Source organism: Stenotrophomonas sp. AC248 (assembly GCF_979258185.1).
In genome coordinates this window covers 2516790-2537963 of record NZ_OZ409840.1, presented here as the reverse complement: position 1 = coordinate 2537963, position 21174 = coordinate 2516790, and the positions used below count along the sequence as shown (strand labels likewise).

Here is a 21174-nt window from a genome sequence, read left to right as displayed (position 1 = left end):
CCCTGCGCTCACGCCGCTTCGGTGTGGGCGTAACTGACCGGCTCACGGTCATCCAGGATGCGATACAGCGCATCCAGATCGTTGGGGTCCGGGTTCAGCCAGGCATCCAGGTTGTCCGGCCGGATCGGGATGATGCAGCGGTCATGGCCGGCCGCGGCGATATCGCGCGGCGGTTCGTCGGTGATGGCCGCAAAGGACAGCAGCCGCCCCTCCGGTCCTTCCCACTCCGACCACAGGCAGGCGATGAGCAGGTCGCGCGGTGGCTGCGGATGGAATTCCAGCACCACGTTGCTGGCCTTCTCGCCGGGCGAGAGGGCGCGTTGCTCCAGCGCATGCCGCGGCACGTGTTCGTAGAACGACTGCACCACCACCACGCCATGGCAATGCCCGAACGCGGGCTTCCAGTATCCGCCCAGGCTGTCGCGGCGCGCGTTGTAGGTGCCGGGGTACAGCGTGTCGTGGCGGGCCGGCGTGTCCGGCAGACGGCACTGATAGCGCATCGGCTTGATCACGCGTTGGCCGCGCTCGGACACGATCACCGGTGCATACACACCAGGAAAGATGCGGCTGTCGCGCGGCAGCAGCCCGGTGCGCCGCAGGTCGTCCAGCCGCGCCTGCGCGCGTTCGACGCGGTTGCCAGCGATGCGCGCCTCATTGCGTGCCTTCTGCGTGGGGCGCGCCGCCAGGCTGGCGTGAGCGGCATCGCGGCGCTCGCCCTGCACGCGGATCTCCGTGTCCAGCGCCTGCATTTCCTCGGCATGCCACTGCTGGATCTTCGCCACGATGTCCTGGCCCTGCGCGGTGCGCGCGCCGGCAAAGCCGTCGTCCATCGCCTTGGGTGTTTTCGGGCGCTGCTTGCCGGCATCGTGGGCATAGAGCTGGGCGAATTCGTCCAGCGACATCATGGCGCCGTATTCCCGCACCAGCTTGGTGTAATCGGCGCGGATCTGGGCGGAGTAACACATGGGGCAGGGACGGGCGAAAGGGGCAGGGGACAGCATAGGCCGGTTGGTATCACCGGATGAGAAACCGATGCGGCATGCTGGCAACCTGTTCACGAGTGCGAGCCGTCCCATGACCCTAGCTGCTGGTCTGAAGTGCATTCCCCATCCGCCCAGCGTGGCCGAGTACCGCGATCTGCGGGTGCGCGCGGGGCTGAGCCCGAAAACATTGGAGGCGGCCACGCTGGGCCTGCCCCATACGGTGTTCGGGGTCAGCATCCGCGAGGGCGATCAGCTGCTGGCGATGGGCCGCCTGGTGGGCGACCGCGGCTGCTTCCTGCAGGTGGTGGACATCGCGGTGGTGCCCGAGCGGCAGGGCCAAGGGTTGGGCAAGGCGGTGATGCGTGAACTGGACGCGTGGCTGCAGGCCCATGCGGTAGGTGCGTACGTGAGCCTGATCGCCGATGGCGACGCGCACCGCCTGTATGCGCAGTTCGGCTTTGCGTTGACCGCGCCGCGATCGGTGGGCATGGCCAAGGTGGTGCGGTAGGTACCGACCATTGGTCGGTACGAAAGGCCGTGGATGCCGACCGTGGGTCTGTACGCGTTGGGGAGTCGTCGTGCCGACCAACGGTCGGCACCTACCGGGCACACAAACAAAAACCCCCGGCAGTGCCGGGGGCTGTTGTTTGTAGCTGGCGTCCCCACGGGGATTCGAACCCCGGTCGCCACCGTGAAAGGGTGATGTCCTAGGCCTCTAGACGATGGGGACGCGTTAAACCGAATTTGTCTTCTATCGGACGGCCTGTGTCCGGAGAAGTGGTGGAGCCAGGCGGGATCGAACCGCCGACCTCCTGCATGCCATGCAGGCGCTCTCCCAGCTGAGCTATGGCCCCACGTTGATGCTGCGAGCCGCCTATCATAGCGATGGTTTTGCTGGATGGGAAGCTTTTTGTTTCGTCCCGGTGCATGCCGGTGGGTGGTCGGCGTGCCGGGGTGTCCCGCATGGGCCATGCCGACCAACGGTCGGCATCTACCGGGGTAGGTGCCGTTCTAGCCAGTGGTCGGCATTTACCGGGGCACACAAACAAAAACCCCCGGCAGTGCCGGGGGCTGTTGTTTGTAGCTGGCGTCCCCACGGGGATTCGAACCCCGGTCGCCACCGTGAAAGGGTGATGTCCTAGGCCTCTAGACGATGGGGACGCGTTAAACCAAATTTGTCTTCTATCGGACGGCCTGTGTCCGGAGAAGTGGTGGAGCCAGGCGGGATCGAACCGCCGACCTCCTGCATGCCATGCAGGCGCTCTCCCAGCTGAGCTATGGCCCCACGTTGTACCGCGAGCCGCCTAGTGTACCTGCCTGTTCACGTTTGTGGAAGACCACGACGAAAACTTCAGGAGGCGGTGACAAAAAGACCCGGCGAACCGGGCCTGATGTCGTTGATGAGTGGCGTCCCCACGGGGATTCGAACCCCGGTCGCCACCGTGAAAGGGTGATGTCCTAGGCCTCTAGACGATGGGGACGCATAAACTCATCAATGTTTTCAGCACCTCCGAACGGCCTAAGGTCCGGAGTGGTGGAGCCAGGCGGGATCGAACCGCCGACCTCCTGCATGCCATGCAGGCGCTCTCCCAGCTGAGCTATGGCCCCACGATGCTGGAGGCCGAATTCTACGCGGGTGTGAAGCGTTCGCCAAGTCTTTTGTGTGACATCGCGATGAATTTCTTCGGCTGCGATCGATGGCAGCATCACCACGCGGCAAAAACAAAAAGCCCCGACCGAGGTCAGAGCTTTCTGCTTCTTGATTGGCGTCCCCACGGGGATTCGAACCCCGGTCGCCACCGTGAAAGGGTGATGTCCTAGGCCTCTAGACGATGGGGACGCACGAAACTTCACATTTTGTCACTGCACTTTCAATCGGCCTAATGATTGAAGTGGTGGAGCCAGGCGGGATCGAACCGCCGACCTCCTGCATGCCATGCAGGCGCTCTCCCAGCTGAGCTATGGCCCCACGTCGTGAGGAGCGAAATCATAACGACGCCGTTTTCGATTGGCAAGCAAAAACTGCACGAAATACGTCATTTGATGATCGCGCGTTGGTGGCGCAGGTGCGTTGCACGTCGCATGGGGTGTGGACGCGGCCAAACCGGCATCCGCACACACGGTGTGCTTACTGCCGCGCTCCGGTCAGCGCGGTCAGGATCGGGCAGTGCACCACGTCGCCGTGGCCGGGGCAGGCATCCACCAACACCTTCAGTGCGCCATGCATGCGTTGCAGTTCGGCGATGCGCTGTTCGATGTCGGTCAGCTTGTCTACGGCAGTGTGGCGTACCCGTGCCATGTCATCGCCGCGCTGGTCGCTGAGGCTGAGCAGGTCGGCGATCTCGTCCAGGGTGAAGCCGAGTGCCTTGGCGCGGCGGATGAACTGCAGCCGGGTCAGGTCGGTATCGCCGAACACGCGATAGCCGCCAGCACTGCGGCGTGCGGTGGGCAGCAACTGCTGGCGTTCGTAATAGCGCACGGTGTCGATCGGCACGCCAGCCTGGCGTGCGAGCTGTCCGATGTTCATGCCCACCTCGATGAAGACCCGGCGGCGAGGGTAAACCCTGGAGTCTGGTCGAGGGTCAAGGACTGCTGAAGGCGCGTCGACTGATGTCGTTACCGGGCCGAAAGATACAACTAGTTTCATAGCTACCGCGCTTTTGCCTCCGTAGGCTCGGACGGGTTCGCTGCAAGCCCTTGCGCCGCCTGGGTTTGCTGGTCCCAGACGTCGCTTGAGGAGCTTTTCCATGGATGCACCGTTCACCCCGTTGTCCCCCGTGCCGCGTCCGGCATCGTCGGCGCTGATGGAAGTTGCCGTATTGGAATACCCGGGCAGCCTTCGGGCCGCAGCGCCGGTGCTGTCCGAACTGGCCCAGCGCTGCAACCGCACCGCGGCGGCGGGAAAACGGCAGGGCGCGCGGATGCTGGTAACGCGTTGGACCTTGTCCCCGCGCGGCGTGCAGCGGGTGGCGGGTGCGGAGTTGTTCGGCGACGCGCTGCCGGCCCTGATCGTCGTGCCCGGCAACGAACCCAGTTGGCCGCTGCCGCCGCCCGACGAGCGACTGCTTGCCTGGCTGCGTGACAGCCATGAAGGCGGCAGCGTGCTGGCCGGCTGCGACGAAGGCGGCTTGATGCTGGCCGGCAGTGGCGTGCTGGCGGGGCGCACGGTGAGCTTGCCCGACCTGGCGCGCTGCCCGTCGCTGGCCACCGTGGTACCCAGCTGGAACCTGGGCGAGCGTGCACTGGTGGACGACGGCGACCTGCTCACGGCCTCCGGGCCCGACGCGTGGAAGTACCTGAGCCTGCGCCTGCTGGCCCGCGTGTACGGGCAAACCGTGATGACCGCCACCATCCAGCAGTTGCAGTTGACGATCCCGCGCGCAGTGCAGGATGACCTGGAACGGTTCAGCCCCAACTTCGCCCACGGCGATCGCGGCATTCTCAAGGCGCAGCGCTGGCTGCACACCATTGCCGCACGCGGGGTAAGCCTGCAGGACATCTGCGACTCGGCCGGACTGGAACCGCGCACGTTGCAGCGGCGCTTCCTCAAGGCAACCGGCCTGCGCCCGATCGAGTATTGCCAGCGCCTGCGCATCGCCAAGGCGCAGCTGATGCTGCAGGCCGGCGGTGAAATCGATGAAGTGTCCTGGGCGGTGGGGTACTCGGACCAGAGTGCGTTCCGCCGTCTGTTCCTGCGCATTGTCGGGCTCACGCCGTCGCGCTATCGGCGGCAACTGGCCGCACAGCGTCGCGAACGCGCGCGCCATCCGGTTGTCGACGTGGCAGCAGAGCCGATGCGCTCGGCCGCGTAGCCGCACCGCCCGCGGCCCTGTCGAATGGAAGCAACGGCCCACATGCGCACGCGGCCTGCCGTTGGCGCATGTGCGGTTGCGGCTTGCCGGATGCGCGATGGGCTGTGACCATGCCGCCGGGGTTGTAGCAGAACAATCGCGGATGCGTTGCACGCAGCCGCCGTGGAGATGGATGGATGATGAGCAGTGTTGGCCCGGTACCGCTGGGCGTCGTGTGGGTATTGCTGGGATGGCTGCTGGCCATCGGCGTGGCGCGGTGGTGGCAGCCGCCGCCGAAGGAGGGGCAGCCCAAGCCTGCAGCGATGCTGCTGGACATGGTGTTCCTGGGTTTGCTTGGCGGGCGGGTGGGGTTCGTGGTGCTGCATTGGCGCGCCTACGCCGCCGACCCGTGGGCGCTGCTGCGCCTGGGCGATGGCGGTTTCCTGCCGGTGGTGGCGGTGCTGGTCGGCATGGGCTGGGCGGCATGGCGGCTGCGCCGCTGGCCGGCGCTCCGCAGGCCGGTATGGGCCGGGGCAGTGGCGGGCATCCTGTGCTGGGCGGGGTTGTCGCTGGGCATGGCCCACCTGCAGCAGTCGCGCATCGCCTTGCCGGCCGTGACCCTGCAATCGCTGCAGGGGCAGCCGGTCGCACTGGCAGACACCGAAGGCAAGCCGGTGGTGGTCAACCTGTGGGCCACCTGGTGCGCCCCTTGCCGGCGCGAGATGCCGATCTTCTCTGCGGCACAGCAGCGCGAACCGAACGTGCGTTTCGTGTTCGTCAACCAGGGCGAAAGCGCGGAAGACGTGCAGCAGTTCCTGTCCAGCCAGAAGCTGGCGCTGCAGCATGTGCTGCTCGACCCGGACAGCCTCACCGCCGAACGGCTGCAGGTGCACGCATATCCGACTACCCTGTTCTTTGATTCACGTGGCCGGTTGCAGGGCCTGCACATGGGGGAACTCAGTGCAGCCGGTCTGCAGGCCCGGCTCGATGCGCTGCGCTGAACGCGCGGCACCTTACATTTTGTTGCTTCCAGGAGTTGCCATGCTGTTGAAATCGCCGCCCGCACTGGGCTCGCTGCTTGCCGCTGCGCTGTTGATGGGCCTGGCCGGTTGCAGCCAGGCCCAGTCGCCCAGCGCCCCCGACGCGGCCAAGGCCGCCAAGCCGGTTGCCGCCGCCAAGGCCGGTGAATACCCGGCAGTGCTCAAGGGCATCCAGAAGCACGGCTTCGAGGTGGTGGGCGAGTTTGATGCGCCGGGCGGCCTGCGTGGCTTCGCCGGCGTGGTGGGCGGCCAGCAGCCGGCCGCGGCCTACGTGACCCCCGATGGCAAGCACGTTCTGGTGGGCAGCCTGTTCGACGCCAATGGCGAGGATGTCAGCGCGGCACCACTGGACAAGCTGGCGGCCAAGCCGATGTCGGAAAAGATGTGGAACAAGCTGGATGCCAGCGCCTGGGTGCGCGACGGCCGCGCCGATGCACCGCGGGTGGTGTACACCTTCAGCGATGCCAACTGCCCGTACTGCCACCGCTTCTGGGAAGCCGCGCGGCCGTGGGTGGACAGCGGCAAGGTGCAGTTGCGGCACATCATGGTGGGCGTGATCCGCGAAGACAGCCCGGCCAAGGCTGCTGCCATCCTGACCGCACCGAACCCGAGCGCGGCACTGCTCGAGAACGAGCACAACTTCGACAAGGGCGGGATCAAGCCGGCGGCGAAGCTGAGCCCGGAGGTGGCCAACAAGCTCGATGCCAACCAGGAGCTGATGATCGAAATGGGCTTCCAGGGCACTCCGGGCATCCTGTTCAAGGATGACAAGGGCATGCTGCAGCGCCGTTCCGGCATGCCGCAGGGCCAGGACATGGACCTGGTGATGGGCAAGCGCTGAGCCGCTGTGTGATCGAATGAAACGCGCGCCGGTGCAACGCCGGCGCGCGCGCCTGCAGACCTGCCGATGTAGGGAGGATGTAGGCGCCCGAGGCGTGCTTCGCCGGGACCTGCACATGCGCGGTGCGGTGCACTTGATCTGAATCAAGGCCGGAAACGACACGCACATTAGCCTGTGCGCATGACTTCCTTCGTCTCAACCCCTCGCCATGGCTCGCGTGTGCATGCGCCGTTGTCATCGCAACGACCGGCAGACTTCACAACGTGCTCACCCAGCCATTGTTACTCAGGGCGCTGGCAGGCGGGTTGTTTCCGTCATGCCTCCCGGGATGAGGAGGGAATCCCACGCGGGTGTGTCCACCACGCTGTGCATGCGATCGGTTCGCCGGCGCATGCGACGCGTGTGCTGCGCCTGCATTGCAGTACCGGGTTGCCGACCAGGGCCGCGCGCGCAGGCGCAGCGGAGCTGGTTGGCAAGGCTGTTCGCGGTTCATGGAGAACGTGATGCGCCTGGCTGTACTGACATTTGCGTGTGCTGCGGTGGTGGTGGCTGCGCCTGCCCGTGCACAGGATTCGGCCGACGCGTTGCGTCAGGAGATCCGTACCCTGCGGCAGACCCTGGAGGCGATGGAAGAGCGCCTGGATGCGTTGGAGTCCGTCCCAGCCACGGCTAAGGCAACACCCGCGCCTGCAGCCATCGCGCAGGCCAGCCCAGCCGCCTTGCCACCGCCCGCAGCGGTCCAGGTGCCAGGCGGGGGACAGGCCATCCTGCCGCCGCGCGATTCGGTCTCCGACCCGTCTTCGGCGGCGTCGCGCCCGGACAGTGCCGCCGGTCCGACCGATCCCGAACTCAAAGGATTCTTCGCCATTCCCGGCACCGATACGCTGATCCGCATCGGCGGGTACGCCAAGCTGGATGCCATCGCCGATGCACGCGCGGCCGGTGACGAGGACCAGTTCATTCCGTCGTCGATCCCGGTGGGCAGCGCGCACCGCGATGTGTCCAACTTCAACATGCACGCCAAGCAGACCCGTTTCAGCTTCGAAGCGCGCCGCCCCACTACCCACGGCAACCTGCGCTTCTACCTGGAGAACGACTTCTTCGGCAGCAGCGACAGTTATCAGTTCCGCCTGCGCCACGCCTACGGGCAGCTGGGCAATACCTACGCCGGTTACGGCTATTCCAGTTTCATGGACGCCGACAGCCTGCCCGACACGCTGGATTTCGCCGGCCCCGGCGCGGCCGGCTACCTGTTGGTGGCCGGCATCCACCACAGTTTTTCGCTCGGCAAGGGCAACACCCTGACCCTGGCGGCCGAAGATCCGGACACGCAGCTGAGCGCGCCGACCGATGGCATCCGCGCGGTGGACCAGGCCCCGGACGTGTCCCTCACCGCGCGCATGGAGCGCGACTGGGGGCACCTGCAGATCGGCATGGTGGCGCGCAGCCTGGCCTACGACGGCGACGCCGGTGATGATCGCCGCATCGGCGGTGGCCTGCAGCTCAGCGGCTCGGCCGCGGTGGGCGAGCAGGACCTGCTGCTGTTTGGCGCGCTGGGCGGCAAGGGCATTGCCCGCTATACCGCCGACCTCACCGGCTCGGGCATGGATGCGGCGGTGGCCGACGATGGCCGCCTGGCGCTGCTGCGGCTGCACGGCGGTTTCGTCGGCTACACCCACTACTGGACGCCGATGTGGCGCTCCAACCTGATCTACGGCCAGCTCAGTGGCGAGCGCAACGCCGCGCTCGCCGACGACGCCTTCCGCCGCAGCCGCTACGGCGTGTTCAACCTGCTGTGGAGCCCGGCGCCGTCCTGGACCATGGGCATGGAACTGCTGTACGGGCAACTGGAGCAACAGCGCGGGCAGCGCAGCGACACGGTGCGGCTGCAGGGCAGCCTGCAATACAACTTCATCAAGTAGACCCTACCGCCCGGCGCGACCGGGCCCATGCCTGGCAAAGGAGAAACCGTCATGGCAGAAGCAAAGAAAATCGGGGTGGTCGGTGCCACCTTCCTGGTGGCCGGCAACATGATGGGTTCGGGGGTGTTCCTGCTGCCCTCCAGCCTGGCCAAGATCGGCACGGCGTCCATCTGGGGCTGGCTGATCACTACCGCCGGCGCGCTGCTGCTGGCGTTCGTGTTCGCCAAACTGGGCAAGCTGGCGCCCAAGGCCGGTGGTCCTTACGCCTATGCACGCGATTGGTTCGGTCCGTACATGGGCTTCCAGACCAACACCATCTACTGGTTCGCCAACTGGATCGGCAACGTGGCCATTCCGATCGCGGCGGTGGGCTACTTCAGCTACTTCTTCCCGATCCTGTCCGAGCCGCTGCCGCGCTGCCTGGCCGTGCTGGCACTGGTCTGGGCGCTGAGTTTCGCCAACGTGATCGGCCCGTCGTTCGTGAGCAAGCTGCAGACGGTGACCACCAGCTTCGCGCTGGTGCCGATTCTGGGCATCGCCATCTTCGGCTGGTTCTTCTTCGACCCGACGATCTTCAAGGGCGCCTACAACGTGTCCGGTGAATCCAACTTCGGCGCGATCTCCAGCGCCGCCGCGCTCACCTTGTGGGCCTTCATCGGCGTGGAGTCGGCATCGGTCACCGCTGGCGTGGTGGAAAACCCGGAAAAGAACGTGGCCCGCGCCACCCTGGCCGGCGTGTTCCTGGCCGCCATTGCCTACATCGCCAGCTCCTCGGTGATCATGGGCATGGTGCCCAACGGCGACCTGCAGGTGTCCGATGCGCCGTTCGCGCTGGCCGCCGCCAATGCGGTGGGCGGGTGGGGTGGGGCGCTGGTCAGCCTGTGCGCCTTCGTCGGCGCGGCCGGTTCGCTGGGTGGCTGGATCCTGCTGACCGCGCAAAGCGCCAAGGCCGCCTCCGATGACGGCCTGTTCCCCAGCATCTTCAGCAAGACCAACAAGGATGACGTGCCGGTCAAGGGCGTGCTGATCGTGGCGGTGCTGATGACCCTGGCGGTGCTGGTCACCTCGACCTCGGCAACCGCGTCGGCGCAGTTCGACGTGATTACCTCCGCCGCCGTGGTGCTGACCCTGCTGCCCTACATCTATTCGTGCGTGGCCTGCTACTTCGTGGTCGAGCGCTCGCACACGCTGGTGCATACCGGTGCGTTCTGGCTGCTCACCAGCGTCACGGTGGTGTACTGCCTGTGGGCGATCTTCGGGTCGTCGGGCAGCATCGTCCAGTACGCCTTCCTGTTCGTGCTGTTCATTACGGTGTTCTACCCGTTCTTCAGCGAGGAGCGCCGCCGCCAGCGTGGCCAGCTGCCCGCGCTGGACGCCGCCGTCCGCACGACGCTTTCGTGATCGTCCCCCAGGAGAATGCCTGTGTATTTCAAGTCGCTTGATTACCCCATCATCGTCATCGACGACGATTACGAGTCCCCGCGCATCGGGGGCATCCTGATCCGTGCGCTGGTCGAGGAGCTGCGCAAGAACGACCAGCGCGTGCTCTGCGGCCTGACCCTTTCCGACGCCCAGGCCGGCGCGCGGACCTATGTGGCGGCCTCGGCGGTGCTGATCTCCATCGACGGCACCGAGGAGAATCCCGAACAGTTCCAGCGCCTGCTCGGCTTCCTGCGCGAACAGAGCGCGCGCCGTGGCAACCTGCCGGTGTTCCTGTATGGCGAGCGCCGCACCATCGAGAAGGTGCCCAGCAAGCTGCTCAAGTACGTGCACGGCTACATCTTCCTGTTCGAGGACACCAAGAGCTTCATCTCGCGCCAGGTGATGCGGGCGGCCGAAGACTACATGGCCAATCTGCTGCCGCCGTTCTTCAAGGCGCTGATCCACCACACGGCCGAGTCCAACTACTCCTGGCATACGCCCGGGCATGCCGGCGGGGTGGCGTTCACCAAATCCCCGGTGGGGCGCGCGTTCCACCAGTTCTATGGTGAAAACACCCTGCGCAGCGACCTGTCGATTTCGGTGCCGGAGCTGGGGTCGCTGCTGGACCATACCGGCCCGATCAAGGCGGCCGAAGATGAAGCGGCGCGCAACTTCGGCGCGGACCACACCTTCTTCGTCACCAACGGCACCTCCACGGCCAACAAGATCGTCTGGCACGGCACGGTGGGCCGCGGCGATGTGGTGTTCGTTGATCGCAACTGCCACAAGTCGCTGCTGCACTCGCTGATCATGACCGGCGGCATCCCGGTGTACTTCACCCCCAGCCGCAACGCGCATGGGATCATCGGCCCGATCAGCCTGGACCAGTTCACGCCCGAGTCGCTGCACCAGGCCATCGCCGCCAATCCGCTGGCCAGCAAGGCGTTCAAGGCCGGCTCCAAGCCGCGCATCGCGGTGGTCACCAATTCCACCTACGACGGGCTGTGCTACAACGCGGAAAAGATCGCCGAGGAGATCGGCAGCGCGGTCGATTTCCTGCACTTCGACGAGGCCTGGTACGCCTATGCGGCGTTCCATCCGTTCTACGAAAATCACTACGGCATGGCCAAGGGCAAGCCGCGTGAGCAGGACGCGATCATCTTCACCACCCACTCCACGCACAAGCTGCTGGCCGCCTTCTCGCAGGCCTCGATGATCCACGTGCGCAATGCGGCCTCGCGCGAGCTGGATGCCGAGCGCTTCAACGAAGCGTTCATGATGCACACCACCACCAGCCCGCATTACGGGGTGATCGCGGCCTGCGATGTGGCCTCGAAGATGATGGAGGGCGCGGCCGGCGAATCGCTGGTGCAGGAAATGCACGACGAGGCGATCGCCTTCCGCCGCGCGATGCTGCATGTACGCGAGGACCTGGGCCGCGACGACTGGTGGTTCAGCGTCTGGCAGCCGGACAAGCTGGAGCGCTCGCTGGCCAAGGGCGATGCACCGGCGCCGATGGTGGCCAAGCGCAGCGAGTGGTACCTGCAGCCCGACGCGCACTGGCATGGCTTTGACGGGCTGGTTGAAGACTACGTGCTGATCGACCCGATCAAGGTGACCCTGCTGACGCCGGGGCTGTCGATCGACGGCGAGATCGGTCAACGCGGCATTCCCGCCGCGGTGCTGAGCAAGTTCCTGTGGACGCGCGGCATCACCGTGGAGAAGACCAACCTGTACTCGGTGCTGTTCCTGTTCTCGATGGGCATCACCAAGGGCAAGTGGAGCACGCTGGTGACCGAGCTGATGGCGTTCAAGGAACTCTACGACGCCAATGCGCCGCTGAGCCGGGCGCTGCCGGGGTTGGCCGCCGACTACCCGGTGGCCTATGCCGGCTGGGGCCTGCGCGACCTGTGCCAGGCGCTGCATGAATTCAACCGGGAGTTCGCCGTGCCCAAGGTGATGCGCGAAATGTACGTGGACCTGCCCGAGCCGGTGATGACCCCGGCCGAGGCTTACGACCACCTGGTGCGCGGGCAGATCGAACGGGTCGACATCGAGGCGATCAGCGGCCGCATCGCCGGCACCATGCTGGTGCCGTACCCGCCGGGCATTCCGACCATCATGCCGGGCGAGCGCTTCGGGGCCAGCGACGAGCCGATCATCCAGTCGCTGCGCATCGCCCGCGAGCAGAACGCCCGCTTCCCGGGCTTCGAGTCGGACGTGCATGGGCTTATCATCGACCGCGACGGCGCGACGCCAACCTACAAGGTGGAGGTGCTGAAGGTCTGAGTCCGGTCAGGCCCTCGGCAAGCGATGGATACAGCACGCGAGCAGCGGGTCCTGACATTCTCGATCGCGGTGACCCTGGCCGTCAGTGCCACCGGCTTTGCCGGTGGCCTGCTGGTGGGATCGCAGGCCATCCTGTTCGATGGCGTGTACAGCCTGGTCGACGTGGCCCTGACCCTGGTGGCGCTGTCGGTGCTGCGGCTGGTGGCGCGGGAAGAAAGCCCGCGCTTCCAGTACGGCTACTGGCACCTGGAGCCGATGGTGGAGGCACTGGGCGGGGCGATCCTGTCGCTGGCCTGCATCTACGCGCTGGCCAATTCGATCATCGGGCTGACCACCGGCGGCCATGAGGTCAAGGCCGGCCCCGCGCTGGTGTGGGCAACCGTGCTGTGCGTGAGCAACCTGGCGATGGCCGCGTTCGTGCGGACCCGTGCGCTGCGGCTGCAATCCTCCTTGCTGTGGCTGGACGTGCGGGCCTGGCTGTTGAGCGGCCTGATGAGCCTGGCGGTGGTGCTGGCCTTCGGCATCGCATTGGTGCTGCGCGACGGCGCGCATGCGCACTGGATCCCCTATCTGGACCCGTTGGTGCTGGCGGCCATCAGCGTTGCAGTGCTGCCGGTCCCGTTGCGCAGTGCCTGGAAGGCCATGCGCGAGGTGCTGCAGGTGGCACCGGATACGCTGGACGCACGCGTGCAGGCGGTGATGAGTGCCTTCGTGGCCGAGCACGGCTATCTGGACTTCACCAGCCATGTGGCCAAGATGGGGCGCATGCGGTTCGTCGAGATCCACATCCTGACCCACCCGGACACCGTGATCGGCACCATCGGCAACGTGGATGCATTGCGTGACGAGATCGCCGAGCGATTGGACGCGCGCGGCAGCGAGTTCTGGCTGACCATCGATTTCACCGCCGATCCTGCCTGGACCTAGGCGGCATCGAACTACCCGCTCGGCGTGGACCGCAGCATTCCAACGATTGTCGTTGACCTCAACTTCAGTTGAGGTCGGACACTGCGTGCTCCCTCCCTGGATGCCTGCCCCATGTTCAGTGACACCCCCGCTGCGCCCGCCGGCCTGTTCGGCTTCATCAATCCCGCCGGTCTGTATGACCCCAGTGCCAACGGCTACTCGCACGTGGCGGTGGTGCGCTTGCCGGCGCGGGTGATCCACGTGGCCGGGCAGGGTGGGGAAACCGCCGACGGCGTGCTCTCGCCGCGCTTCGAGGTGCAGGTGGCGCAGGCCCTGGACAACCTGGCGCTGGCGTTGGCCTCCGCCGGTGCCGGCCTGGCCGACGTCGCCAAACTGACGGTGCTGGTGGTGGACCACGACCAGGACCGGCTGGGCATGCTGTCCGCGCAGATCGGCCAACGCTGGCCGCTGGGTCGGGCACCGACCTGCACCTTGATTCCCGTGCCGCGACTGGCGTTGGACGGCATGCTGTTCGAGATCGAGGCGACCGCGTATTGCTGATCAGTCGCCCAGCCAGACGGCGCGCTCGACCGATACGCGGGTGATGCGCCCCTCGCTGGCCCGGAAGGTGACATCCAGCCCATGCGCCAACAAAAGCGAGGTGTGCACCGGGATGCGGCAGACCATCCGCTCGGGGGTGGTCTGTTGGCAGTAGTCGTCTCCAAGGGCGCTGCGCTGTGGCGCGAGCGGCATGCCGTGCAGCGTCTTGTTCAGACCGGCTTCCAGCGCCGCCGGACTCAGCAGGGTGCCGGGCGCACTGTAGCCGGCCGCGAAGGACAGCAGGTTGACCGGGCTGATACAGCTGCAGCCCGCGGGAGAGAAGCCCAGCAATGCCACGCCGGTGATCACGGCAATCGCACCGGTGGTGCCTATGGCGATCTTTCCCATCTGCTGCTTCCTTGTTGGCATGGTGGGTCAAGCAGGCGGATCTTCTCACGCCTGCCGCGGTCGATGGCGCAGGCGCGGTTGGCGTGGATATACGAAACATATATGATGTGTATATCAATCATTCGGACGCCAGCCCATGGGCATCGTCAACATCGACGACGAACTACACGACAACCTGCGCCGCGCCAGCGGCGTCTCCGGCCGCTCGATCAACGCCCAGGCCGGCTTCTGGATCAAGATCGGCATGCTGTGCGAGATGAACCCCGGCATGAGCTACCAGGAGATCGTCAGCCGCGAACTGCGTGCGGCCGGGGTTGCGCCCGGCGCGTTGCGGGTGGCCGAGGCATGATCAAGACGCTGGAAGAACAGGCCTTGATGCGCGCCTCCGGCCGTCTGCTGGCGCAGGTGTTCGAGGCGCTGGACCAGCTGCCGCTGGAGGGCATGAGCACGCTGCAGGTCAACGACTGGGTGGAGCGCTTCATCGTCGATCACCTGCAGGCGCGGCCGGCCAGCAAGGGCCAGTACGGCTTTGCCTACGTGCTCAACAGCTCGATCGACACCGTGGTCTGCCACGGCGTGCCCTCGGCCGATGCGGTGCTGCGCAGCGGCAGCATCGTCAACCTGGACATCACCCTGGAAAAGGGCGGCTACATCGCCGATTCGAGCAAGACCTACCTGATCGGCGAAGTCGACTACGCGGCCAAGCGGCTGGTACGGGTGACCCGCGAGGCGATGTGGAAAGGCATTGGCGTGGTGCGGCCGGGCGCCACGCTGGGCGACATCGGCTTTGCGATCCAGCAGCATGCCAAGGCGCACGGCTACAGCGTGGTCAAGGAATTCTGCGGCCACGGCATCGGCCAGGAAATGCACGAAGAGCCGCAGGTGCTGCATTACGGCCGGCGCGGTGACGGGCTGGTGCTGGAGCAGGGCATGACCTTCACCATCGAGCCGATGATCAACCAGGGCCGCGCGGCCATCGACATGAGCGACGATGGCTGGACCGTGACCACGCGCGACGGGAAGCTGTCGGCGCAGGCCGAGCACACGGTGCTGGTGACCGCCGACGGGGTGGAGGTGCTGACCCTGCGCGCCGAGGAGCGCGGGTTGGTCAGTTGATGGATGCTGCCGGTGACCCGGGAGTGCGGTTGTTGCGCAGCCGGGCAGAGCCCGGCGCTACGGGGTTCGCGTGGAGACGAGCTTGAGGAACGCCTCGTTCTGGTAGCGGCTCATGCGCAGTTGCTGGCCGGTATCCAGGGTCACCACATGGTGGCCGTTGAACCACGGATGGATCGCCTTGACCCGGCGCACGTTGACGATGGCCGAGCGGTGCACGCGGGCGAAGTGGCGTGGATCCAGGCGCGCGGCGAGGCTGGCCATGGTGTCGCGTAGCGCGTGCATACGGTCGGCCAGGTGGATTTCCACGTTGTTGCCGGCCGCCTTGATCCAGACAATGTCATCCACCGCCACCAGCACCACGTGCTCATCCACGCGCACCGGGAGCCGCTGCAGGTAGTCGTCGCGCTGGCGCAGCGAATCCAGCGCCTGCAGGATCTGCGCCGACGCCTGCGCGCCCACCCCGGCCGCGGCCGACAGCCGGGCCTTGGCCCGCTGCAGCGTGGCGGCGAAGCGCTCGCGGCTGAACGGTTTGACCAGGTAGTCCACCGCGTTGGCTTCGAACGCCTTCACTGCGTACTGCTCGTAGGCGGTCACGAAGACCGTGGCCGGCATGCGTTCGGCCCCGATGGTGGCCACCACGTCCATGCCGTTGATGGCGGGCATCTGGATGTCCAGGAACACCAGGTCCGGCGACTGGTTGCGGATGGCAGCCACCGCAGACACGCCGTCGCCGCACTCGCCGACGATCTCGATGTCGGCATCGTCGCGCAGCAGGCGCACGATGGCATGGCGGGCGATCGGTTCGTCGTCGACCACCAGTACGGTCAGGGTCATGCCGGCGCCACCCCGGGGGTGAACTCGGGCGCGTCGTCAGCGCTCTCCAGCACCCGGAACGGCACCCGGATGCGGCACGCCACGCCTTCGGGCCAGAGCATGTCCAGCCGCACCTCGCCGGCATCGCCATACAGCTCCTTCAGGCGCAGCCGGGTGTTGGACATGCCGATGCCATGCCCGGCCGACACCGGCGGCTCGGTCGACAACGTGCTGTTGCGGTTGCGCACCTCGATGCACAGCGCGTCGCCGTCGCGCCGCGCCTCGATTTCGATGGTGTCACTGCCCACGCGCTGGCCGATGCCGTGGCGCAATGCGTTCTCCACCAGCGGCTGCAGGATCAGGCTGGGCACGGCGCAGTCCAGCGTATCCGGGGCGATATAGGTGCGGGTGGTCAGCCGGTCCTTGAAGCGGATGCGCTGGATGCCCAGGTACAGCTCGATCAGGTCCAGTTCCTGGCGCAGGCTGATCTCCTGGCCGTCATAGTCTTCCAGGAAGGCCCGCAGCAGCTCGCTCAGGCGCAGCAGCATGTCTTCGGCCGACAGCGTGTCTTCGTCCAGCAGGGTGATGATCGCGTGCAGCGTGTTGAACAGGAAGTGCGGCTGCAGTTGCGCCTTCAGCGACAGCAGGCGCGACTGCGCCAGCTCGGTGGCCAGCTGGCTGGCTTCCAGTTCGCGCCGGGCCTTTTCAGCGTGGAAATGCAGGGCCTGTTGGATCGCAAACAGCGTCCAGTAGGTCAGCAGGCCAATGGCGAAGTGCTGCTCCAGGAAGTACCCCAGCTGCTCGGCAAACCCGCTGGGTTCGAACAGGGTGGAGACCAGCGCGCCCAGAATCATCGCGGCGAACGTGACGCACAGACTGGCCAGCACCTGCGCGCCCAGCCCGTGGAGGCGCCCGGTGCCGCGCATCGGGAAACGTTCGGCGAGACGGAACACCGTTGGTGCCAGCGCCGCCCACGTGTACCACTGGATCAGCGACCAGCGGGCCAGGTCCCAGAAGGGCCAGTCGGTGCGGGGCATGCCCACGTTGATGGCGTTCTGCACGGCGAACACCAGGGCCACCATCGTCCACAGGGCGATGTAGCGGGACAGGCGGATCTGGGTACTGCCAAGGCGGATGAGCATCGTCGGTCCTGCGCCGCGCGTGTGCGGCAGGCTCATCTTAGGCGTGGGGGCAGGGGGGCGGGAAGCGCCATGGCGGCCCATTACGATTGGCCCACGCGTGGCGACGATTGGTCCCGGATCGGTTGGCGGCGGCGGGTGGGAAGCGCCTGATGCGGGTGTCCTTCACCGCCACGGAGATGCCGCCATGAACCTGATCCGCCCCGTCCTGATCTGCACGCTGCTGGCCGTTTCACTCGGCGCCGCCACCCACGCCCACGCCGGCGAGGCCCGTTACCTGGGTCTGCTCAACCGCGCGCATGACAGCGTGGTGGCGCTGGAGGTGGCACCGGCGGGCAGCGATGCATTCGTCGCGCGCCCGATCGAGGTGCTGCCCGGTGGCGGTGGCAGCAGCGTGGTGCGGCTGGGCGAGCAGGGTTGCCGCTTCGACCTGCGCATGACTTTCGGCAACGGCCGCCGCGCGGTGTATCACGCGGTGGATGTCTGCCGTGGCGATACGCTGGCCATCCACCCGTTGCCGCGGTCGCGCGCGCAGACCGCAGTGGCCGGGCGCTGACATCCCTCCGGCAAGCGCACCCCTGGGCTATCATCGCGCCAGCGCCATCGGGGATGGCCGCGCGTAATACGCTCGGGGGAGCAGGTATGGAAGAAATCCTGGGGCGGCTGCTGCTGATCGCGTTTCTGTTGATCATCGCCAGCCTGCCATTCAATGTAGTGATGCTGCTGTGGCTGCGCCGGGATCACCCCGACGCGTTCACCGCGCTCGGGCAGCCGCACACCTTCGGGCTGGGCCGGCACCATCACGGCAATGCAGACTATGCACGTTTCCTGTTCCTGCGCCGCCACCGGCAGCTGGGCGATGCACGCATTTCGCGGATGGCCGATATCCAGCTTGGCCTGTTGGCCATCGGCGCGGGCGCCATGCTGCTGATGGTGGTGTTGATTCTGATGTGGCGCCCGTAGCGCCACGGGTCGACCCGGCATGCGGCCATACAGGCCGTTACTGCAGTCCTTCGGCGGCCAGTGCCTGCTGCACCGATGGCCGCGCACGCACGCGGGCATACCACGCCTGCAGATGCTGCAGGCCATCGAAGTGGATATCTGCCTTGTAGTACGAGGTGAGCCACGCCGCCTGTCCCCAGCCGATCAAGGCGAACAGGTAGGCATCGGCCACGCTGAAATGATCCCCCATGAGGTAGTCGCGGTCGGCCAGCTGCTGGTCGATCCAGGCGAAGCGCTGTTCGAGTTTCGGGCGTGCCGTGTCCACGTACTTGCCGGCGGCCACCGCGTACAGCAGCGGAATGAAGCCCTTGTGGATCTCGGTGCCAAGGAAGCCCAGCCATTCCTGCAGGCGGTAGCGTTCAACGCTGCCGATGGCCGGGGCCAGGCCGCGTTCGGGTTTCTGGTCGGCCAGGTACTGCAGGATCGCAGCGCCTTCGCGCAGCACGCTGCCGTCATCCAGGGCCAGCGCCGGCACATAGCCCAGCGGGTTGACCTGCAGGTAGTCCTGGCCGTGTTCGGTGCGATGGTTGCGGTGGTCGACCTTGACCAGGGTGGCATCCAGGCCGAGTTCGTTGAGCACGATGTGCGGGGCGAGCGAGCAGGCGGCAGGCAGGTAGTAGAGCTTCATCGCGGGATCCAGGTGCAGGGCGGGGGCCTCGATGGGAGGCGTCCCGGCGCATTCTAGGGGCGCGGTATAAAAACGGAAGAAGGCACTATTTCGTGGTGTAGGTACATAATGTATACCTGTTGGCACACGCGAGACCCCACCATGAAAGACAACGTATCGGGCTGCTCGGTGGAAGAGGCGATGCGCCTGCTGGGCGGTCGCTGGCGGTTGTTGATCGCGTCCTATCTGCTCGACGGTACCAAGCGCTTCAACGACCTGCGCCGCGATATGCCGGCGATTTCGCAGCGCATGCTCACCCTGGACCTGCGCGCGTTGGAAGAGGCCGGGCTGATCAGCCGCACCGTGTATCCCACCGTGCCGGTGAAGGTGGAGTACGCCCTCACCGACGACGGCCGACGGCTGCAGCCGGTGGTGGAGGTGATGAAGGACTTCGGGTTGTGGGTGAAGGCGCGCGCCGGTTCAGGGCGCGTCGCTGGCCGCGCGGAACTGGAGGACCTTGTCGATGGTGAAGCCGGGCAGCATGGCGCGCAGTTCGTCGAGCATGCCGATGCGTGACGCCTCCGCGCTGTCTGCCGGCAACCCGGCATCCAGCACGCGCAGATAGGTGCCAAGCCCGGCCGCCTGCAAGGCCGGTTCGCAGTACGAGGCGGCCGCCGTGGCGATTTCGGTGGCGCTGGCAGTGCTGCGGAAGTGCTGCTGGGCGTAGCCGAAGTGGCAGTCGAACAAGGCGGTCAGCGCCGGGTCCTGTGTGGTCGGGGGCGCAGGGGTCTGCGCCACCACCGGTCCACCGAAGGCCAGGGCGACAAGCAGGGCGGCACGGAAGCGACGGGGCATGGCGGTCTCGGTCAAGCGGGTCAGTGACAGCAGGGTCAGCGCGGGCGCAGCGTCTGGACCGGGGCGACCGTTTCCAGCAGCGCCGCGACCCAGTCGATGAACACGCGCAGCTTGGCACTGACGTGGCGGTTCGGCGGAAACGCAACATACAGCGGCATGGGCGCCACCTGCCAGTCCGACAGCACGCGCACCAGCGCGCCGCTGGTGACGTGCGCGGCGGCCATGTAGTCGGGCAGCCACAGCACGCCGAGCCCGGCCACGCCCGCGGCCAGATAGGCGTTGCCATCATCCACCGCCAGCAGATACCGCCCGTGCACGTCGCGCTGCTGGTCGTCGCGGCGCAGGGCAAAGGGCAATACCGTGTCGGTGCGCGCGCGCAGGTAGCCGACGATGTGGTGGGGGCTGCTTTCCAGGTCGTGTGGATCCACCGGTGTGCCGGCCTGCGCCAGGTAGGCGGGCGCGGCGTACAGGCCTGCCTGCAGGTCGCCGATGCGACGGGCCACCAGTGACGGCGTGGTGATCTCGCCGCCGCGGATTACCGCGTCCACGCGCTCGTCGATCAGGTCGACATTGCGGTCGCTGACACCCAGGTGCAGCTGGATCTCCGGGTAACGCGCATGGAAGCCGGGCAGTGCCGGCGCCAGGATCAGGCGCGCCAGGGGCGCGGGCGCATCCACGCGCAGGCGCCCGCGCGGCGCGGCGGCTGCGCCGGACAGGCTGGTTTCGGCATCGTCAATGTCGGCCAGCAGGCGCAACACGCGCTCGTAGTAGGCCGCGCCGTCGGCGCTGAGGTTGACCTGCCGCGTCGTGCGATTGAGCAGGCGCACGCGCAACCGCGCCTCCAGCTGTTGCACCAGCTGGGTAACCGTGGTCCTGCTCAGGTGCAGGCTCTGCGCGGCCTTGGTGAAGCTGCCGGTTTCCACCACCCGGGCGAAGGCCTGCATTGCGTCGAACCGGTCCATGCGGGGCATCCGGGAGGAATTGTTTGGATTCTACAAACAGTGATGGTCGGTGTGGGGCGTTTATCACGGGGCCGCGTCGGCCTACCGTGGCGGCAGTGCACTGGATCGGCCTGATGGCCCTTGGAGAAAACGATGGCAACCCGTGACGTGGTCTTCCCGCCGGGCCGGCAGGCCCTGTACGAACGTAACCGCTATTCGCCGGCGGTACGCGCTAATGGCTTCCTGTTCGTATCCGGACAGGTCGGCAGCCGCGAAGACGGCTCGCCCGAACCGGTGCTCGAGGACCAGGTGCGACGCGCGTTCGAGAACCTCAACGCCGTGCTGGGCGCGGCTGGCTGCACGTTCGACGACGTGGTCGACGTGACCGTGTTCCTGGTCGATCCCGAAGCGATCTTCGAACGCGTCTGGGCGATCGTGCCCGAGTATTGGGGCCAGGCGCCGTATCCAACCCTGACCGGCATCGGGGTGACTTGGTTGTATGGGTTCGACGTGGAAATCAAGGTGATCGCCACGCTGCCGGACGCGGCGGCGCACTGAA

Annotated in this window: 23 protein-coding genes and 8 tRNA genes; 15 read left to right on the top strand and 16 right to left on the bottom strand. The window is 66.6% G+C overall.

Annotation, left to right across the window (positions count from 1 at the left end):
• Window positions 1-8 precede the first annotated feature (8 nt).
• Window positions 9-965 carry an SOS response-associated peptidase family protein gene (locus tag ACZ0AE_RS11550; protein ID WP_463601179.1) on the bottom strand — a complete coding sequence of 319 codons (957 nt, stop codon included), beginning with the start codon at window positions 963-965 and terminating at the stop codon, window positions 9-11.
• A 109-nt stretch (window positions 966-1074) separates the two neighbouring features.
• On the opposite strand from ACZ0AE_RS11550, the gene ACZ0AE_RS11545 reads away from it, so the two are divergent.
• A complete protein-coding gene (locus ACZ0AE_RS11545) occupies window positions 1075-1491 on the top strand; it encodes a GNAT family N-acetyltransferase (protein WP_051598794.1) in 417 nt (138 codons plus the stop codon).
• Window positions 1492-1637: 146 nt separating this feature from the next.
• Here ACZ0AE_RS11545 and ACZ0AE_RS11540 read toward each other — a convergent pair.
• The 9 genes from ACZ0AE_RS11540 to ACZ0AE_RS11500 form a co-directional block, all read right to left on the bottom strand.
• Window positions 1638-1713 (bottom strand) — tRNA-Glu (locus tag ACZ0AE_RS11540).
• A 48-nt stretch (window positions 1714-1761) separates the two neighbouring features.
• Window positions 1762-1837 (bottom strand) — tRNA-Ala (locus tag ACZ0AE_RS11535).
• A 231-nt stretch (window positions 1838-2068) separates the two neighbouring features.
• Window positions 2069-2144 (bottom strand) — tRNA-Glu (locus ACZ0AE_RS11530).
• Between the two features lie 48 nt (window positions 2145-2192).
• A tRNA-Ala gene (locus tag ACZ0AE_RS11525) sits at window positions 2193-2268 on the bottom strand.
• A 120-nt stretch (window positions 2269-2388) separates the two neighbouring features.
• Window positions 2389-2464 (bottom strand) — tRNA-Glu (locus tag ACZ0AE_RS11520).
• 51 nt (window positions 2465-2515) lie between these two features.
• Window positions 2516-2591, bottom strand: a tRNA-Ala gene (locus ACZ0AE_RS11515).
• A gap of 156 nt (window positions 2592-2747) precedes the next feature.
• Window positions 2748-2823 (bottom strand) — tRNA-Glu (locus tag ACZ0AE_RS11510).
• 53 nt (window positions 2824-2876) lie between these two features.
• Window positions 2877-2952 (bottom strand) — tRNA-Ala (locus tag ACZ0AE_RS11505).
• Window positions 2953-3111: 159 nt separating this feature from the next.
• Window positions 3112-3510 carry a heavy metal-responsive transcriptional regulator gene (locus tag ACZ0AE_RS11500; RefSeq protein ID WP_137189714.1) on the bottom strand — a complete coding sequence of 133 codons (399 nt, stop codon included), beginning with the start codon at window positions 3508-3510 and terminating at the stop codon, window positions 3112-3114.
• 220 nt (window positions 3511-3730) lie between these two features.
• On the opposite strand from ACZ0AE_RS11500, the gene ACZ0AE_RS11495 reads away from it, so the two are divergent.
• From ACZ0AE_RS11495 to ACZ0AE_RS11460, 8 genes are all read left to right on the top strand, one after another.
• Window positions 3731-4795 (top strand): GlxA family transcriptional regulator, encoded by a 1065-nt coding sequence (locus tag ACZ0AE_RS11495; RefSeq protein WP_241658905.1) that lies wholly within the window; start codon window positions 3731-3733, stop codon window positions 4793-4795.
• Between the two features lie 179 nt (window positions 4796-4974).
• Window positions 4975-5775, top strand: a complete 801-nt coding sequence (locus ACZ0AE_RS11490) for a redoxin domain-containing protein (RefSeq protein WP_463601178.1) — start codon at window positions 4975-4977, stop codon at window positions 5773-5775.
• Window positions 5776-5815: 40 nt separating this feature from the next.
• A complete protein-coding gene (gene dsbG / locus ACZ0AE_RS11485; protein WP_463601177.1) occupies window positions 5816-6655 on the top strand; it encodes a thiol:disulfide interchange protein DsbG in 840 nt (279 codons plus the stop codon).
• A gap of 350 nt (window positions 6656-7005) precedes the next feature.
• Window positions 7006-8577, top strand: coding sequence for a DcaP family trimeric outer membrane transporter (locus tag ACZ0AE_RS11480; protein WP_463601176.1), 1572 nt, complete (start codon window positions 7006-7008; stop codon window positions 8575-8577).
• Window positions 8578-8628: 51 nt separating this feature from the next.
• A complete protein-coding gene (adiC, locus tag ACZ0AE_RS11475; RefSeq protein WP_038687895.1) occupies window positions 8629-9978 on the top strand; it encodes an arginine/agmatine antiporter in 1350 nt (449 codons plus the stop codon).
• 21 nt (window positions 9979-9999) lie between these two features.
• Window positions 10000-12288, top strand: a complete 2289-nt coding sequence (locus tag ACZ0AE_RS11470) for an Orn/Lys/Arg family decarboxylase (RefSeq protein ID WP_463601175.1) — start codon at window positions 10000-10002, stop codon at window positions 12286-12288.
• Window positions 12289-12312: 24 nt separating this feature from the next.
• Complete coding sequence (locus ACZ0AE_RS11465; protein ID WP_463601174.1) at window positions 12313-13215, top strand: cation diffusion facilitator family transporter; 903 nt, start codon at window positions 12313-12315, stop codon at window positions 13213-13215.
• Between the two features lie 111 nt (window positions 13216-13326).
• Window positions 13327-13755, top strand: coding sequence for a RidA family protein (locus ACZ0AE_RS11460; RefSeq protein ID WP_463601173.1), 429 nt, complete (start codon window positions 13327-13329; stop codon window positions 13753-13755).
• Here ACZ0AE_RS11460 and ACZ0AE_RS11455 read toward each other — a convergent pair whose 3' ends face one another.
• Window positions 13756-14142 carry a hypothetical protein gene (locus ACZ0AE_RS11455; protein ID WP_463601172.1) on the bottom strand — a complete coding sequence of 129 codons (387 nt, stop codon included), beginning with the start codon at window positions 14140-14142 and terminating at the stop codon, window positions 13756-13758.
• A gap of 136 nt (window positions 14143-14278) precedes the next feature.
• Between ACZ0AE_RS11455 and ACZ0AE_RS11450 the strand changes: the two genes are divergently transcribed.
• Together ACZ0AE_RS11450 and map are read left to right on the top strand one after the other, a co-directional pair.
• Window positions 14279-14491: a ParD-like family protein gene (locus tag ACZ0AE_RS11450; protein WP_038687903.1), complete on the top strand. Its 213-nt coding sequence runs from the start codon at window positions 14279-14281 to the stop codon at window positions 14489-14491.
• Entirely contained in the window at window positions 14488-15258 is a 771-nt protein-coding gene (map, locus tag ACZ0AE_RS11445) for a type I methionyl aminopeptidase (protein ID WP_463601171.1), read from the top strand. Before ACZ0AE_RS11450 ends, map begins: the two co-directional genes overlap by 4 nt.
• Window positions 15259-15315: 57 nt before the next feature.
• Here the strand turns inward: map and ACZ0AE_RS11440 are convergent, their stop codons facing one another.
• Both ACZ0AE_RS11440 and ACZ0AE_RS11435 read right to left on the bottom strand, forming a co-directional pair.
• A complete protein-coding gene (locus tag ACZ0AE_RS11440) occupies window positions 15316-16092 on the bottom strand; it encodes a LytR/AlgR family response regulator transcription factor (RefSeq protein ID WP_038687906.1) in 777 nt (258 codons plus the stop codon).
• A complete protein-coding gene (locus ACZ0AE_RS11435; protein ID WP_463601170.1) occupies window positions 16089-17213 on the bottom strand; it encodes a sensor histidine kinase in 1125 nt (374 codons plus the stop codon). The genes ACZ0AE_RS11440 and ACZ0AE_RS11435 overlap by 4 nt, the downstream gene beginning before the upstream one ends.
• A gap of 184 nt (window positions 17214-17397) precedes the next feature.
• Between ACZ0AE_RS11435 and ACZ0AE_RS11430 the strand changes: the two genes are divergently transcribed.
• Together ACZ0AE_RS11430 and ACZ0AE_RS11425 are read left to right on the top strand one after the other, a co-directional pair.
• On the top strand, window positions 17398-17766 hold the full coding sequence (locus tag ACZ0AE_RS11430) for a hypothetical protein (RefSeq protein WP_463601169.1): 369 nt from the start codon (window positions 17398-17400) through the stop codon (window positions 17764-17766).
• A gap of 86 nt (window positions 17767-17852) precedes the next feature.
• Window positions 17853-18173, top strand: coding sequence for a hypothetical protein (locus ACZ0AE_RS11425; protein ID WP_463601168.1), 321 nt, complete (start codon window positions 17853-17855; stop codon window positions 18171-18173).
• 37 nt (window positions 18174-18210) lie between these two features.
• On the opposite strand, the gene gstA is transcribed toward ACZ0AE_RS11425, so the two are convergent.
• Complete coding sequence (gstA, locus tag ACZ0AE_RS11420; RefSeq protein ID WP_463601167.1) at window positions 18211-18840, bottom strand: glutathione transferase GstA; 630 nt, start codon at window positions 18838-18840, stop codon at window positions 18211-18213.
• Window positions 18841-18981: 141 nt separating this feature from the next.
• Here gstA and ACZ0AE_RS11415 point away from each other — a divergent pair, with 141 nt between their 5' ends.
• Entirely contained in the window at window positions 18982-19395 is a 414-nt protein-coding gene (locus ACZ0AE_RS11415) for a winged helix-turn-helix transcriptional regulator (RefSeq protein ID WP_463601166.1), read from the top strand.
• Here ACZ0AE_RS11415 and ACZ0AE_RS11410 read toward each other — a convergent pair.
• Both ACZ0AE_RS11410 and ACZ0AE_RS11405 read right to left on the bottom strand, forming a co-directional pair.
• Entirely contained in the window at window positions 19300-19674 is a 375-nt protein-coding gene (locus ACZ0AE_RS11410) for a hypothetical protein (RefSeq protein ID WP_463601165.1), read from the bottom strand. The genes ACZ0AE_RS11415 and ACZ0AE_RS11410 overlap by 96 nt on opposite strands.
• 35 nt (window positions 19675-19709) lie before the next feature.
• On the bottom strand, window positions 19710-20636 hold the full coding sequence (locus ACZ0AE_RS11405; protein ID WP_038687914.1) for a LysR family transcriptional regulator: 927 nt from the start codon (window positions 20634-20636) through the stop codon (window positions 19710-19712).
• A 132-nt stretch (window positions 20637-20768) separates the two neighbouring features.
• Between ACZ0AE_RS11405 and ACZ0AE_RS11400 the strand changes: the two genes are divergently transcribed.
• Window positions 20769-21173: a RidA family protein gene (locus ACZ0AE_RS11400; protein ID WP_463601164.1), complete on the top strand. Its 405-nt coding sequence runs from the start codon at window positions 20769-20771 to the stop codon at window positions 21171-21173.
• Window position 21174: the final 1 nt, after the last annotated feature.

Bases quoted from the DNA above. Each gene is read 5' to 3' on its own strand.
- ACZ0AE_RS11550 (WP_463601179.1), bottom strand. From the start codon at position 965: ATGTGTTACTCCGCCCAGATCCGCGCCGATTACACCAAGCTGGTGCGG.
- ACZ0AE_RS11545 (WP_051598794.1), top strand. From the start codon at position 1,075: ATGACCCTAGCTGCTGGTCTGAAGTGCATTCCCCATCCGCCCAGCGTG.
- ACZ0AE_RS11500 (WP_137189714.1), bottom strand. From the start codon at position 3,510: ATGAACATCGGACAGCTCGCACGCCAGGCTGGCGTGCCGATCGACACC.
- ACZ0AE_RS11495 (WP_241658905.1), top strand. From the start codon at position 3,731: ATGGATGCACCGTTCACCCCGTTGTCCCCCGTGCCGCGTCCGGCATCG.
- ACZ0AE_RS11490 (WP_463601178.1), top strand. From the start codon at position 4,975: ATGAGCAGTGTTGGCCCGGTACCGCTGGGCGTCGTGTGGGTATTGCTG.
- dsbG (WP_463601177.1), top strand. From the start codon at position 5,816: ATGCTGTTGAAATCGCCGCCCGCACTGGGCTCGCTGCTTGCCGCTGCG.
- adiC (WP_038687895.1), top strand. From the start codon at position 8,629: ATGGCAGAAGCAAAGAAAATCGGGGTGGTCGGTGCCACCTTCCTGGTG.
- ACZ0AE_RS11465 (WP_463601174.1), top strand. From the start codon at position 12,313: ATGGATACAGCACGCGAGCAGCGGGTCCTGACATTCTCGATCGCGGTG.
- ACZ0AE_RS11460 (WP_463601173.1), top strand. From the start codon at position 13,327: ATGTTCAGTGACACCCCCGCTGCGCCCGCCGGCCTGTTCGGCTTCATC.
- ACZ0AE_RS11455 (WP_463601172.1), bottom strand. From the start codon at position 14,142: ATGGGAAAGATCGCCATAGGCACCACCGGTGCGATTGCCGTGATCACC.
- ACZ0AE_RS11450 (WP_038687903.1), top strand. From the start codon at position 14,279: ATGGGCATCGTCAACATCGACGACGAACTACACGACAACCTGCGCCGC.
- map (WP_463601171.1), top strand. From the start codon at position 14,488: ATGATCAAGACGCTGGAAGAACAGGCCTTGATGCGCGCCTCCGGCCGT.
- ACZ0AE_RS11440 (WP_038687906.1), bottom strand. From the start codon at position 16,092: ATGACCCTGACCGTACTGGTGGTCGACGACGAACCGATCGCCCGCCAT.
- ACZ0AE_RS11435 (WP_463601170.1), bottom strand. From the start codon at position 17,213: ATGCTCATCCGCCTTGGCAGTACCCAGATCCGCCTGTCCCGCTACATC.
- ACZ0AE_RS11430 (WP_463601169.1), top strand. From the start codon at position 17,398: ATGAACCTGATCCGCCCCGTCCTGATCTGCACGCTGCTGGCCGTTTCA.
- ACZ0AE_RS11425 (WP_463601168.1), top strand. From the start codon at position 17,853: ATGGAAGAAATCCTGGGGCGGCTGCTGCTGATCGCGTTTCTGTTGATC.
- gstA (WP_463601167.1), bottom strand. From the start codon at position 18,840: ATGAAGCTCTACTACCTGCCTGCCGCCTGCTCGCTCGCCCCGCACATC.
- ACZ0AE_RS11415 (WP_463601166.1), top strand. From the start codon at position 18,982: ATGAAAGACAACGTATCGGGCTGCTCGGTGGAAGAGGCGATGCGCCTG.
- ACZ0AE_RS11410 (WP_463601165.1), bottom strand. From the start codon at position 19,674: ATGCCCCGTCGCTTCCGTGCCGCCCTGCTTGTCGCCCTGGCCTTCGGT.
- ACZ0AE_RS11405 (WP_038687914.1), bottom strand. From the start codon at position 20,636: ATGGACCGGTTCGACGCAATGCAGGCCTTCGCCCGGGTGGTGGAAACC.
- ACZ0AE_RS11400 (WP_463601164.1), top strand. From the start codon at position 20,769: ATGGCAACCCGTGACGTGGTCTTCCCGCCGGGCCGGCAGGCCCTGTAC.